At 55.2% G+C, this 13,714-nt stretch carries 13 protein-coding genes; 5 read left to right on the top strand and 8 right to left on the bottom strand.

Annotated features, from left to right (window positions below; translation table 11 throughout):
- Nucleotides 1-188 precede the first annotated feature (188 nt).
- The 3 genes from AC4PCC_RS00600 to AC4PCC_RS00590 all read left to right on the top strand — a co-directional run bounded on the left by AC4PCC_RS00600 (nt 189) and on the right by AC4PCC_RS00590 (nt 3,689).
- Nucleotides 189-2,309 carry a TonB-dependent receptor gene (locus AC4PCC_RS00600; RefSeq protein ID WP_492126063.1) on the top strand — a complete coding sequence of 707 codons (2,121 nt, stop codon included), beginning with the start codon at nt 189-191 and terminating at the stop codon, nt 2,307-2,309.
- 10 nt (nt 2,310-2,319) lie between these two features.
- Nucleotides 2,320-3,342 carry an ABC transporter substrate-binding protein gene (locus AC4PCC_RS00595; RefSeq protein WP_067700712.1) on the top strand — a complete coding sequence of 341 codons (1,023 nt, stop codon included), beginning with the start codon at nt 2,320-2,322 and terminating at the stop codon, nt 3,340-3,342.
- Between the two features lie 92 nt (nt 3,343-3,434).
- On the top strand, nt 3,435-3,689 hold the full coding sequence (locus AC4PCC_RS00590; protein WP_492126062.1) for a hypothetical protein: 255 nt from the start codon (nt 3,435-3,437) through the stop codon (nt 3,687-3,689).
- A gap of 5 nt (nt 3,690-3,694) precedes the next feature.
- On the opposite strand, the gene AC4PCC_RS00585 is transcribed toward AC4PCC_RS00590, so the two are convergent.
- A complete protein-coding gene (locus AC4PCC_RS00585; protein WP_492127601.1) occupies nt 3,695-4,693 on the bottom strand; it encodes an alpha/beta fold hydrolase in 999 nt (332 codons plus the stop codon).
- A 468-nt stretch (nt 4,694-5,161) separates the two neighbouring features.
- Nucleotides 5,162-6,175 carry an alcohol dehydrogenase AdhP gene (adhP, locus tag AC4PCC_RS00580; protein WP_492126061.1) on the bottom strand — a complete coding sequence of 338 codons (1,014 nt, stop codon included), beginning with the start codon at nt 6,173-6,175 and terminating at the stop codon, nt 5,162-5,164.
- 218 nt (nt 6,176-6,393) lie between these two features.
- Here adhP and AC4PCC_RS00575 point away from each other — a divergent pair, with 218 nt between their 5' ends.
- Entirely contained in the window at nt 6,394-6,738 is a 345-nt protein-coding gene (locus AC4PCC_RS00575) for a hypothetical protein (protein WP_067700278.1), read from the top strand.
- 16 nt (nt 6,739-6,754) lie between these two features.
- Here the strand turns inward: AC4PCC_RS00575 and AC4PCC_RS00570 are convergent, their stop codons facing one another.
- From AC4PCC_RS00570 to AC4PCC_RS00550, 5 genes are all read right to left on the bottom strand, one after another.
- Nucleotides 6,755-7,051 (bottom strand): chaperone modulator CbpM, encoded by a 297-nt coding sequence (locus tag AC4PCC_RS00570; protein ID WP_492126060.1) that lies wholly within the window; start codon nt 7,049-7,051, stop codon nt 6,755-6,757.
- Nucleotides 7,051-7,995, bottom strand: coding sequence for a curved DNA-binding protein (gene cbpA, locus AC4PCC_RS00565; RefSeq protein WP_492126059.1), 945 nt, complete (start codon nt 7,993-7,995; stop codon nt 7,051-7,053). Before cbpA ends, AC4PCC_RS00570 begins: the two co-directional genes overlap by 1 nt.
- A 346-nt stretch (nt 7,996-8,341) precedes the next feature.
- A complete protein-coding gene (azuC, locus tag AC4PCC_RS00560) occupies nt 8,342-8,419 on the bottom strand; it encodes a stress response protein AzuC (RefSeq protein ID WP_156484915.1) in 78 nt (25 codons plus the stop codon).
- A gap of 211 nt (nt 8,420-8,630) precedes the next feature.
- Nucleotides 8,631-9,203, bottom strand: a complete 573-nt coding sequence (gene mntP / locus AC4PCC_RS00555; RefSeq protein WP_492126058.1) for a manganese efflux pump MntP — start codon at nt 9,201-9,203, stop codon at nt 8,631-8,633.
- A 190-nt stretch (nt 9,204-9,393) separates the two neighbouring features.
- Nucleotides 9,394-9,633 carry a hypothetical protein gene (locus tag AC4PCC_RS00550; protein ID WP_492126057.1) on the bottom strand — a complete coding sequence of 80 codons (240 nt, stop codon included), beginning with the start codon at nt 9,631-9,633 and terminating at the stop codon, nt 9,394-9,396.
- Here AC4PCC_RS00550 and AC4PCC_RS00545 point away from each other — a divergent pair.
- Nucleotides 9,599-9,841 (top strand): DUF1158 family protein, encoded by a 243-nt coding sequence (locus AC4PCC_RS00545; protein ID WP_492126056.1) that lies wholly within the window; start codon nt 9,599-9,601, stop codon nt 9,839-9,841. The two genes, AC4PCC_RS00550 and AC4PCC_RS00545, sit on opposite strands and share 35 nt — an antisense overlap.
- Nucleotides 9,842-10,090: 249 nt before the next feature.
- Here AC4PCC_RS00545 and mgtA read toward each other — a convergent pair whose 3' ends face one another.
- Nucleotides 10,091-12,775, bottom strand: coding sequence for a magnesium-translocating P-type ATPase (mgtA, locus tag AC4PCC_RS00540; protein ID WP_492126055.1), 2,685 nt, complete (start codon nt 12,773-12,775; stop codon nt 10,091-10,093).
- Nucleotides 12,776-13,714: the final 939 nt, after the last annotated feature.

The raw sequence follows: 13,714 nt of genomic DNA, 5'->3' as shown, positions 1-13,714 counted from the left end.
CTGAAAAAACATATCACCCTGATTTAACCATTCGACGGCCGGGATGGAAAGCACTCTGCAGCCATTATGTTAGCTGCATGCCGCTATATATAATCTTACATAGCGTTATGCTAATCTTTGCGCTCATTTGACAGCATCCCCGGCGCAGTCGACCGTTCGAGTCGTCACCGTCTCTTTAAGGTATCTAAATGGCAGTGGTAAAAATGCCCCTGGTGGCAGGGAAAAGCGCGCTCTGCGTGTTAATTTGCTTCGCGCTACAGGCTCAGGCCGCCGCACAGGACAAGACATTAACGGTAGAGGCTACCGCCCCCACCACGGAGGTTGCCGCCCCCGATAAGCAGGCAACGCTCGGTAATCTGGGTAAGCAGGCGGTACGCAATACGCCTTACTCGGTGCAGGTTATTTCGCCGGGACTGATGAAGCAGCAGCAGCTTAAGAGCGTCAGCGATATCTATCGCTATATGCCGTCCGTACAGGGCGATGGCGCCCGGCCCCAAACGCGCGGCATGCAGGGGAGCGTGGTGCAGAACTCGATGATCGACGGCTTAAACGTGGTATCCACCACTGACTATGCCGCCGAACAGTTCGATCATATTGAAGTTCTGAATGGCCTTGCGGGTTCACTTTACGGCCCGGCCAACCCGGCAGGGCTGTTTAACTTTGTCGCTAAGCGTCCGACCGATATCGCGCAGCACAGCCTGACGGTGGGCGCGGGCACCGGCCTCAGCCATCTGGTGTCCGGCGACTTTAGCGGCCCGCTGGATGATAACGATCGCCTGCGCTATCGCGCCAATTTCCTTGATGACGAGGGCAGCGGCTACGTTAGCGGCAGCAAAAAGCGCCGCCAGCTTTTCAGCCTGGCGCTGGATGCTAACCTGAGCGATAAAACGGTGCTGGAGACTAACTTCAGCTACTACCATTTTTACGATAAAGGCCTGCCGGGAAAATTCGCGCTGGGTAGCGGGCTCTCTTTCCCCTCAGCACCGAACCCTAAAACAAAAAATCTCGGCCAGTACTATGCCGGGGACGATAACCATACGCTGACCGCTGGCCTGCACCTGAAGCATGACTTTGACGGCAACTGGCAGGGCGAGGTGGGCGTACTGCGCCAGATTGCTGACCGCGAGTCCACGGCGGTCACCAATACCTTTACCGATAACCGCGATCATTACAAAACCACGACCTCCTCTGCCACCGCCAGCCGTTTTACGGTTAACAGCTATATGGCTAACCTGAATGGCGAAGTGGATACCGGCTGGCTGCATCATCAGATTTCAACCGGCGTGCGCGGCTTTGTGCTGAAGAACGAAAATCCACGCAGCGGCGGCACATTCACGCTGGGCAGCGCCTCGCTGGATAATCCACAGGCCTTTGCCGAACCGAATTACCCTGACTTTACCCGACGCTATCACTCGGCGACGGCCACGCAGCAGTCATTACTGCTCAGCGATACCCTGACCTTCTCCCCCCAGTGGAGCCTGCTGCTGGCGGGCAGCGAGAGTCTGCTTAACTCCGCCAATTACGCCAAAACCGGCAGCCGTACCAGCGAGTCCAGCGACAACGGCTTTAGCGGGTCGGCCAGCCTGATGTACAAACCCGTCGATCCACTGACGCTGTACGTCACTTACGCAGACAGCCTGCAACAGGGCGATACCGCCCCCGCGGGTGCCAGCAACGCGGGCAATATTCTCTCTCCTTACCGCAGTAAGCAGGTGGAGGCTGGCAGCAAGCTGGCCGTGGGGAACGTGTTGCTAACCGCCGCCCTGTTCCAGATTGACCGTCCCTTTGCCTATACCACCACCCGTGGCGACTACGCGGTAGAGGGTAATCAGCGCAACCGCGGACTGGAGCTGATGGCCGACGGCGACCTGAGCGATAATCTGCATCTTTACGGCGGCATGACGTGGCTCGACCCACGCCTGCGTGATACCGCCAGCACCCGCACCGAAGACAAGCAGATCACAGGTCTGGCACGCTATACCGCCAGCCTGTTCGCCGCCTGGGACCTGCCCTTTATTCGCGGTGCCGACGTGCACGGTGGCATGCGCTACGTAGGCCGACGCAGCACCGATAATGCTAATGACAGCTGGGTGGGCAGCTACGCCACCTTTGACGCGGGCACGCGCTATAAAACCCGCCTGTTCAATACCGACACCACGTTCCGGCTGGATATGACCAATCTGACGAACCGCCACTACTGGACTAACATTGTGCCGGGTGGCCTGAATGGCTACAGCGGCGCGGGCTATGCCAGCGCGCAGATTGGTGAGCCGCGGATGGTGCAGGTTTCCATGCAGCTGAGTTTCTGATGAGGATATGATGAAAAAGCGCCTGATTTTGCCGCTGCTGGCGGCCCTGAGCCTGACGGCGGTCAGCCACGCCACGGTTGCCCGCACGGTGACGGATGATGGAGGGAACCGGGTTGAGGTGCCGCAGGAAGCGCATCGCATTGCCGATGCCTGGTATGCACATCATTCCTTGCTAATGACGCTTGGGGCGGGCGATCGCATCGTCGCCACGGTCAATCATCCCCAGGACCGGCCCTGGATGTTCAAAATCCAGCCCTCTCTGAATCAGGCGCTGTCGGTGCATGGCCGCAGCTTTGAAAGCGAGGCGCTGTTGGCGCGCAAGGTCGATGTGGTATTTGTACCGGCCGAAGATGCCGATGCGGCCGCCTATCGCCAGGCGGGTCTGCCGACGCTGGTAATGCGCTTTGATGATTTCCCGTCGATGAAGCGCTCACTGCTGACCACAGCTGAAGTTATCGGCAGCGACGATGCCAGACAGCGCGCAAAAGCGTATAACGCCTGGCTCGACGGCGAGATAGCGGCCATCAGTGCGAAAACCGCCAGCCTGACCGAGGCCCAGCGCCCGCGCGTCCTGCATATTCAGTCGCTTCATCCCCTTAAGGTCGACGGTCGCAATACGCTAATTGATACCTGGATTAAACTGGCGGGCGGGCGCAACGCGGCGGCGGAGGTGGAAGGCAATATGAAGGAAACCTCGCCGGAGAACGTCCTGTTCTGGCAGCCGGATATTATCATCATCGGTGCCGGTGCGGGCACCATAGAGGCGTCAGACTATGCTTCGCTGTTCAGCAATCTTAACGCGGTGAAAAACCATCAGGTATTCCAGAATCCGGCCGGGGTATTCCCCTGGGATCGCTATGGCACCGAGGCCGCGCTGCAAATCCAGTGGGCCGCTAAGCTGCTGCATCCGGCGCTGTTTAAGGACCTGGATATGGTGAAAGCGACGCAGGATTTCTATCATCGCTTCTTTAACTACGATCTGAACAAAACCCAGGCAGCAAGGATCCTACAGGGCCAGGGGCCAGAGAACTAAAGCGAGGGCCTGTATCACCCGTCGGTAAACAATACTCCCGGGGGTAAACTATACTTAAGTCAAACCTCACTGACTGGCTACTGGAGCAGATTATGAAACTCAGCGGCATTCTGGCTATTCTGTGCCTCGTCCTGCCGGGCGTAGGCTGTTCACAGCTTCCTCCCGCCTCCGTATTTCAGCCGAAGCCAGCCAGCACGCTTTTCACTCCGGCGGCGGCAAAATGCGATGTCAGCCTGTGCCAGCAAAACTGCTACGTCCAGAACAGCCAGTGCGATCGTAATGACAGCAGCGGCTGTGGAGCGAAGATGCAGGCGTGTATACAGGCCTGCACCTCACAGTGCCATTAGCCGCATTAAGGTCGGTTCAGATCCTCAATCAGCCGCTGGTTAAAACGCGCTGGCTCTTCCATCTGCGGCGCATGGCCCAGCCCGGGGAACTCAATCAGCGTGGAATGCGGAATAGTGGCAGCGACCTGTTTGCCTAATTCGTTATAGTGGCCCAGGGTCGCCTTTACCGCCGGAGAGGCAATATCGCTGCCAATGGCGGTGGTGTCAGCGGTGCCAATCATCAGGGTGGTCGGAACGTTCAGATCCCGAAATTCGTAGTAAACCGGCTGAGTAAATATCATGTCGTACAACAGGGCGGAATTCCATGCCACGACCTGCTTGCCCGGGCCATTATTCAGCCCGGCCAGCATGTTTACCCAGCGGTCATATTCCGGTTTCCAGCGGCCCACGTAATAGGTGTTCAGCTCATATTTCTTAATGCTGGCGGCGGAAGTTTTCAGCTCGCGCTGATACCAGTCGTCTACGCTCCGCCAGGGTACACCCTTCGCTTTCCAGTCCTCCAGACCGATGGGATTCACCAGCACCAGCTTCTGCACCGCCTGCGGATACATCAGCGCAAAACGCGTTGCCAACATGCCGCCGGTGGAGTGCCCCACCAGCACGATGTTACGAAGGTGCAGACTCTCCAGCAGCTGATGCGTATTCAGCGCCAGCTGCTGGAAGCTGTACTGATACTGTGCAGGTTTGGATGCGGTACAGAAGCCAATCTGATCCGGCGCAATGACCCGGTAACCCGCATGGCTCAGGGCTTCAATTGTCTGCTGCCAGGTTACGCCACAGAAATTTTTACCATGCAAAAGCACCACCGTGCGGCCGTTGGCCCTGTTCTGGGGTTTGACGTCGATATACCCCATCGTGAGCGACTGCCCCTGCGAGGTGAAGGTAAATTTCTGCACGGGATAAGGGAAGGAAAAACCCTGGAGTTCGGGGCCATAGGCTGGCGGCGGCGGGGAGATATTCACCTGAGCAGTGACCTGGGGCGGCAGCGTTATCGCCGCCAGCATCAGCAGGCAGTAAAGGCGTCTTAGCACGGGGATCCTCGCTGTGGATGTTGATGGGTCTGCAACAGACAATGCTGATTTTTACATTTCAGGCACGGCGGATAAGCGGGTGAGTGCGAAATTTCACGACTATTGCTGGCAATATAGAGGCTCATTTGGGGAAAGATATAGAAATAATTTCATATTCTTTAACAAAAAAAGCGACAGCCCCTGGCAGATTTGGCTTTTCAGGTTACATTTATGGGAATATCTGCGTGTACCAAGGAAACACTCATGCTGAGTAACACGAACTGGTTGGTTTCACTGCTTTGGCTACGCCTGTATACCCTTCTCGAACCCAGAGCCTCCGAGCGCTCCAGCTTTTATATGCAAGCCTGACACCATTTTATGCCCGCCGCTTCGGCCGCCAGTGATTCTTTCCGGTCGGCAGCCGAAGCGGGAGGCGCTGCGAATTATTCGCTATTGCACGGGCTATTTACCGGTGAAATCAATCACCATGCGTCCTTTAATTTTGCCGTCCAGCATCTCACTGAAAATCGCGTTGATATCCTCAACCGGCCTTTTGGTGACTTTCGGCACGACTTTCCCCTCGGCGGCAAACTGGAACGCCTCGGCCAGATCTTCCCGGGTTCCCACCAGCGAGCCAACGACCTGGATACCATCAAGTACCAGACGCGGGATATTCAGGCTCATTGATTCTGGTGGCAGGCCAACGGCAACGATGCGGCCACCGGCGCGCATCGCATCCACCGCTGAATTAAACGCAGCCTTTGCCACGGCGGTCACTACGGCAGCATGAGCGCCGCCCGTTTTTTCCTGAATAACCTTCGCAGCGTCTTCTTTCAGGGAGTTAACGACCAGGTCGGCCCCCATTTCGCTGGCAAACTGGAGCTGCGCATCATTCACATCAACCGCGATCACTTTGGCATTGAAGACGTTTTTTGCATACTGTAACGCCAGGTTGCCCAGACCGCCGAGGCCGTAAATAGCAATCCACTTACCGGGCTGAATACCTGAAACCTTAACTGCCTTGTAGGTGGTAACGCCTGCACAGGTCACGCTGCTGGCCGCCGCCGAGTCCAGCCCGTCCGGCACCCTGACCGCGTAGTCCGCAACAACAATGCACTCCTCTGCCATGCCGCCATCGACGCTAAATCCAGCGTTTTGCACGTCGCGACACAGCGTTTCGTTACCGGTCGTACAGTATTCGCAATGGCCGCAGCCCTTATAGAACCAGGCAACGCTGGCGCGATCGCCCACCTTAAGAGAGGTCACGCCGGGGCCGATTTCTTTAACAATACCCACCCCTTCGTGGCCGAGAATGACGCCGGTTTTATCGCCGAAATCACCGTTTTTAACGTGCAAATCGGTGTGGCATACGCCACAGCAGTCCATTTTCAGCAGTGCTTCCCCGTGCTCTAAAGCACGCAGCGTTTTCTCAACAATGTCGACTGTATGATTTTTATTTACCACAGCAGCTTTCATAGCCTTTGCCTCACTTTACAGGATTAATTTCCCTGCTAACTATACAGGTAATTTTTTGCCTCAAGGTTGATTTCAGTAAAGAATGAGCGCTGGCTTCAAAAAATGAGCAAGCGGCCGCGCCTTCCCTCCTGGATAGCGCATCATTCGCTAAGCCGCTAAACTTTTCAGTAAGACAGGTTAAAATGAGTCCCTCGTTAATCTCGTAACAAGGAGCGAAAATGAAAAAAGTACTGATGCTTCTCGCCGCCGTAGCGATGGCAGGCAGCGCCCAGGCCGATGAGGGAACCGATGATGGTTCTCAGAGCTATATCACCAATCTTTGCACGATAGTGACGCAGGAAAAGAGCCCTGCAACAGCCGATGCTTACATCAACCAGCTAAAAGATTTGGACGCGCGAGGGCATTCCTCTTCATCAATGAATACGTCACAATTTGACGAAGATGAGGCCAGAACCGTGGTGGCAGCGTGGATGAATCTGAACGATGCGCAGAAAAAAGAGGCGCGCCAGAGCGAACAGGCCTGCCACGATGCCACCCTGAACGAGTATCAGAGTCAGGATTAACGCCTGATCCAGCGGCTTACACCTGAAGCAGCCGGTCCAGCTGTCGCCGTAGCTGCGCATTATCATGCTCAAGCCGGTCAATTTTTTCCAGCAGGGTCAGCACCATCGCCGTCCCTGCCCATTCCAGATCCAGCTCAATCCGCAGTCGTCTGGCGCGGCGTAGCGCGCTCAGCGCCTGATAATCAAACAGCCAGATCGCTTCGGCGTCGATCGGGGAAATGACCCCCAGGCCAACAATTTCGTACAGATCGTCCTGTGAAATCTCTACCACCTGGCAGAGTTCAGTGACGGTAAACCGGGTAAGTTCAGTCATCAGGATTTCTCCCATGCGGCACGGGGATCAAAGGCGGCCTGACGTGACAGTTCCCGCCACAGTTCACTGGCTTTATCATCGCCTTTCGGCGGCATCACGACGTTGAGTATGGCGTAGAGATCGCCGGTACCTTTTTTGTTGGCCAGTCCCTTACCTTTTATCCGCAGACGTTGACCATTTTGGCTGTTCGCAGGCAGAGTCAGCGCGATCTTCCCGTTCAGGGTCGGGACCTGAAGCGTTGCGCCCAGCGCCGCCTCCCAGGGGGCAATGGGCACGATGATATGAAGATCCTGTCCTGCCACCTCATAAAGTGGATGCGGGGCCAGACGTATTACCAGATAGAGATCGCCATTTGCCGCCCCCTGAGTCCCCGCCACGCCCTGACCTTTCAGGCGTATACGCTCACCCTCAACCACGCCGGCCGGAATTTTAACCTTAAGGGTTTTGACTTTAACATCCGTCTGGCGACCCAGCGCATCATAAATGGGTAGCTTATAGGAAACAGAGCGCGTCTCTTCGGCCAGCGTTTCTTCCAAAAACAGCGGCACTTCCATCTCAAGGTCTTCACCTCTGCGAGGCTGACGGCGCGTGGCCCCCTGCTGTGCCGAATGAAAGCGCTGCCCAAAAACGGATTCAAAAAAGTCAGAATATCCGGCACCACTTTCCTGGGTATGCTGCCAGCTCTCGCCGCCGAAACCCGCAGAAGCGCCGGAGAAACGCGGATCGTTGCGATGAAGCCTGATCTGATCGTATTCGGCGCGGCGCTCGCTGTCCTTAAGCACTTCGTAAGCTTCAGCAACCGCTTTGAAGTGACTCTCCGCGTCTTTTTCATCGCTGACGTCAGGATGATACTTTCGCGCCAGTCGTCGATAGGCGGTTTTAATCGCCTTGAGATCCGCTGTCGGCTCCACCTCCAGCAGCGCATAATAGTCTTTAAATTCCATCTGTTATCACCTTATATTCATTATTTTAGTCGATATAAGTTCGGCTCATTCCATCGAACTCCACTGCGCCCTGGCTCCTGTCCCCAGCCCTGATAAGGATTAATCGGTGTCAGACGGGATCGACGAAGCGGCGCAAAGCCCGAATGAATAGTAGCCAGCTATTGAGTGGGTGAAAAGAGAGAACGGTGAAATTACGGTTGTCATTTCGCCCTGACAGGGACAGCAAAAGGAGTCAGCCGGTGACGGGGAAGAGGTAAATAACAGGAGCAGGTAGCAGAGGGAGATTAAGTGATAGCCAGCGGTCCTTCCATGACCGTGACTATCGAGGGTTTCGGGCCAGAACGCCTCAGGAGAGTGCGCCCGGCGGTACGTGTTTGAACGTTTCAACATAGGTGCGAAACACGTACTTAAGGAATTTTTTCATAAGCCTGCCTGTATCAATTTTTGTTAATAAAACACAAAAATTATACAGCCGGTGGGTTTTTCAGGCAATTTAATTTGAAGTGGATCACAGAAAATCAGCGAAATTATGAATTTATCGAAGTAAACAGCGGCTTAACAAAGCGCATTTTGTTAAGCCCTTTAGAAGTGACTGCGGACGGCCAGGCTATCAGAGTTCGACGCGGCCCCCTTAATCAGGCAAGCAGACCCAGGTGCTCGATCAGGATGTTACTGCCAATACCTATCAGCACCAGACCGCCGAAAATTTCTGCCCATCTCCCCATCATCGGGCCCAGGAAGCGGCCGAGAAGAATACCGGCAGAGGCCATGATCATGGTTGACGCGCCAATCGCGAGCGCGGTCGTTATAATGTTAACCTGGAGGAAAGCCAGCCCGACGCCGACGGCCATCGCATCCAGGCTGGTGGCAACGGCGGTACTGGCCAGCAGCCAGAAGCCGTGACGCTCCGGGGCCTCTTCCGGTGCGTTCACTTTCTTACGCAAGCCTTCCACAATCATTCGCGCACCGAGAATGAACAGCAGAATAAACGCCACCCAGTGGTCCCATGCCATCACATAGCGGCTGGCGGCAATACCCACGCCCCAACCAATCAACGGCGTCAACGCCTCAATAACGCCAAAGATAAGCCCCGTGCGGAGTGCTTCTTTCAGGCCCGGACGGTTCAGGCTGGCACCTTTCCCGATCGCCGCCGCAAAGGCATCCATGGACATACCGAAAGCAAGAATGAGTGTAGCGTATAGATTCATTGTGGTTATACCGGCCCGGAAGCGTAACAGCCGCTCAAAGCATCAAAAGAACAGATCCCGCTGAAAAAATGGGGCGAGAAGGTTAATGTGGGACGCATGCTACCATGGGATGCCTGAAAAAAAAAGACAGTAAAATCAGGGATTTAATTATAGCATCGGCTATACTTTTTAACGAATGCTAATTTCGTGCCTATAAAAAGGCCAAAAAGCCTAAAATAATTACTACTTTACCCGTTTCGCCCCTGAAACCGCAGGGAATTGCCCCTTCTTTAAGCCGCGCCATTTCTTCTCTGACAGGGAAAAAAGATTCGGCCTGCGCCACGAGGAACGTCAGGGATTGAAGATTGGCAACGATTGCCGGAAAATAGCCCGCATTGACCCGTGATGGAAATCCGATGAAAAATCCCTTTCTGACTTTTTTGATGCCCATGAGCACCCTGATGCTGGGTTTTCTCTCGGCTCTGCTGTTGCCCGCTCCGTGGTTCGGCCTCAGCCTCACCCACAGGCTGGTTGGAATATTTCACCTGAGCGATATCGGCCAGCTCTATACGCTGGTGTTCTGCCTGTGGTTTTTGCTGCTGGGTGCGATGGAATACTTTGTGATTCGCTTTCTCTGGCTGAAGTTTTATAAGGTTTAGCCACAAAAAAAGGGACGAGTCATTGACCCGCCCCTGCAAATTTTGCTGCTGAGCATTAGCTGGCTGGCTATCGCGCTTAGGCTGAATATTGTGAGCAGCCTGTTATTACCTGCCCGCGGAATATCCGTTAGCCGCTCACCTGCCTACGCGCTAAATATCATTAGCAGCCCGCTGGAGAGTATCATCAGCCCAACGAAGAACAGTACGATAGCGGTTACCGCGTTATTGTGTTTCATATTTTAATCCTCCTCAGAACCACTGACCAAAGCGGCGCATATAAATACGTTTTATGCTCTGGGCAACGATGCAATATCCGAACAGCGTAGCGACCAGCCACGGGAAATAAGACCAGGGCAGCGGCACCAGGCCAACGGCATGACCCAGCGGCGAGAACGGCAGATAAATACCCAACGCCATGACCAGCCCGGTCATCAGCATGACCGGCAGCGCAGCGCGGCTCTGGATAAACGGGATTTTCTGCGTGCGCAGCATATGTACCACCAGCGTCTGTGACAGCAGCCCTTCCACAAACCAGCCGGACTGGAACAGGGCCTGATGTTCAGCGCTGTTCGCAGCAAATACATGCCACATCACCAAAAAGGTGGTGATGTCGAACAATGAGGAGGTGGGCCCCACCCACAGCATAAAGCGGCCAATATTCTTCGCATCCCATTTGCGGGGCTTGCGTAAAAACTCCCTGTCCATTTTGTCCCACGGCAGCGCCAGCTGGGACAGGTCATACAGCAGGTTTTGAAGCAGCAGCTGAATTGCCAGCATCGGTAAGAATGGAATAAAGGCGCTGGCCACCAGCACTGAAAAGACGTTGCCGAAGTTAGAACTGGCGGTCATGTTCAGGTATTTAATGATATTGCCGAAGGTTTCCCGGCCCTTAATGACCCCCTGCTCCAGCACCATCAGGCTCTTTTCCAGCAGAATAATGTCGGCTGACTCTTTGGCGATATCCGTCGCGGTGTCTACCGAAATACCGATGTCTGCGTCACGTAGCGCGGGAGCGTCGTTAATCCCGTCACCAAGAAAACCCACCGTATGGCCATTCTGTTGCAGCGCCTTTAGCACCCGTGATTTCTGCTGCGGCGTAAGGCGGCAGAACACCGTTCGGGATTCAACTTCTGCCCGTAATGCTTCATTACCAAGACGATCGATCTCCCCGCCGGTCAGCGGTTCGCCGGGCTCCAGCCCCACGTCACGGCAAATTTTCGCGGTAATCACGGCATTATCGCCGGTGAGCACCTTCACCGTAACGCCGTTTTCCATCAGTGCTGCAATTGCCTCGCCTGCGCTTTCACGCGGCGGATCGAGAAAGGTCAGCAGTCCGCAGAGGGTCAGATCGCGTTCGTCATCCCTGTGCAGCGGGAGATGCAGCGGCGAATCTCCCAGATCGCGTTCGGCGATAATTAATACGCGAAAGCCCTGCTGATTCAGATGTTCAGCCTGCTGCAACCAGCGCTGGCGCGCGGCCTCATCCAGCTCGCAGCGCCGGCCGTTATCCAGCCAGTGGCTCGCTACCTTCAACATTTCATCCACTGCGCCCTTGCAGATCAGCTTCTGCTGATTTCGCTCGTCGGCGACCACCACCGACAGGCGACGGCGTTCAAAATCAAACGGCAGCTCATCGATCTTGCGCCAGCGCCACAGTCCGCTGGTGGCCAGCTTGCCCTCGCTGAAGCGCAGGATCGCCTTGTCCATCAGGTTCTTAATGCCGCTCTGGTGACGGCTGTTCAGCCACGCCAGCTGTAGAACCTGCTCATCGGCACGACCCTGAACGTTCAGGTGCTGGCTCAGAATTATGCGGTCCTGAGTCAGCGTGCCGGTTTTGTCGGTACAGAGGACATCCATCGCGCCGAAGTTCTGTATCGCATTCAGCCGCTTGACCACCACCTTCTGGCGCGACAGGGCAATCGCCCCTTTAGCCAGATTTGAACTGACGATCATCGGCAGCATTTCAGGCGTCAGGCCAACCGCGACCGCCAGCGCAAACATCAGCGCATCGGTCCAGTCTCCTTTGGTAAAGCCGTTAATCAGCAGAACGACAGGCACCATCACCAGCATAAAGCGGATCAACAGCCAGCTGACGCTGTTCACCCCACGATCGAAAGCGGTCTGGGGCCGGCTTCCCACCACTGACTTCGCCAGGGAGCCAAACCAGGTGTGGCCGCCGGTTGCCACCACTACGGCAGTGGCCGTCCCGCTGGCTACGCTGGTTCCCATCAGGCAAATGCCGGGAGCATGCAGGATATTATCCTCCACTTCGTCCGCCGCGCCCGACTCCTGCGCGCGCGCGCTTAGCGGGTCATATTTTTCAACCGGAATGGCCTCACCGCTCAGCGCAGCCTGGCTGACAAACAGGTCGCGGGACGACAGCAGGCGCACATCCGCTGGAACCATATCGCCAGCGGAGAGAAAAATAATATCGCCGGGCACCACATCCTGAAGGGCAATCTCCATCTTCAGGGGCTGGCCCATGATGCCGCTGCGACGGATCACGGTCGCGGTAGTGCGCACCAGTGATTTCAGTGCCTCCGCCGCTTTATTGGTACGGTATTCCTGCCAGAAGCGCAGCAGGCCGCTAAGCATGACCATGCACAGCATAATGCTGACACCGGTCAGGTCGGTCTCTTCCCCCCGGCGCGCGGGAAGCAGGTAGTCGGTAACAAAACTCACCGCCGCCAGGATGACCAGAACCCAGATAAAGGGATTATTGAAGGCCTGAAAAAGCTGCACCAGCGCGTGCGGCGCTTTCTCATTAGCGACCTGATTTTTCCCGTAGTGCAGCAGCCGCTCTGCGGCATCGTCCTGAGTCAGGCCGTTACGCTGGGAACCCAGTCGCGCAAGCGTGTTGTCCAGGCTCTGTTTTAGCTCGCTGCCAATTGCCAGTTCGCGGGCAAGCGTTAATTTGGCGTTATTCATTTTCATCAGCCAGATCCTTTATTCTTCTTTTATTCAGGCGTGGGGACGCTGTCCTGCATGCGAGGATGATTTAAAAGCGTGAAGATCGGGACGAAGGAGGCGATGTCATGGCGGGGAGGTTGTTATGGGTTAGGCCACCTCCCGGCGCTACGCTGCTCTCTTCGCCCATTGCTGGACGGAGGTTCTTTCATCACAGGCTCCTAAAAGAGATAACAGGCCAGCTGCCGGGCAGCGATAATTACCGATGTCGGCCACATGACAATAAGCCTGTGGCACGGCCAGTAACGTTTTAGCTGGAGGAAAAATTTGCGTACGCGGGCATTACGAGGCTGGGCGCAGGTAATTCCTGTACGGCGTAGCCAGTACAAAAAAGGTTATTTCGGGGATGTGACAGCTCTGAGAGGAGGTGAAACATTGCCCGCCGACGGTCGGCAAGCAAACAACGGAGTTGGCTTACCTTAGCGCGTATAACCTAAAGGGTGACTGTCCAATTTTTGACTCCATTGTGAAATTCGCCGCCACTATAAGCCCGGCCTGAACAGAAGTAAACTGGAAAGATCCGGACCGAAAACCAGAGATTATTTCTAAAAAAAAGCCTAACTAACAATGGATTGTCTAATAACATCCGGTAACTAACCATCAGAATTTGTGTAAACGGTTTATCAACCAGCGCGTTATTTATGCCACTTATAACCCGATTTTATCCTGTGCTAACCCTTTCATCCCTTTCTCACAGCGACTTGCCTTCAGAGTTGCTTAACGCGTCCCGCCCCCGTTCATCCCTGTACGGCGACGCCTGCACTCTTTATTGTCCGTTTTACAGTGGTTACCGCCAGCAAAAAGGCGTTTCACCCTGATATCAGCCAGCAAATATTCCCACATGCGAACAATTCACTTTTCAGTGCGCAACGCCCTGCACAGCGGGCTTTTCGCCATTGAACGAGG

The sequence above is a fragment of the Erwinia sp. L03-1 genome (assembly GCF_058686115.1).
Note: the sequence above shows the minus strand (reverse complement) of the source record. Positions and strands in the feature narration are given on the sequence as shown.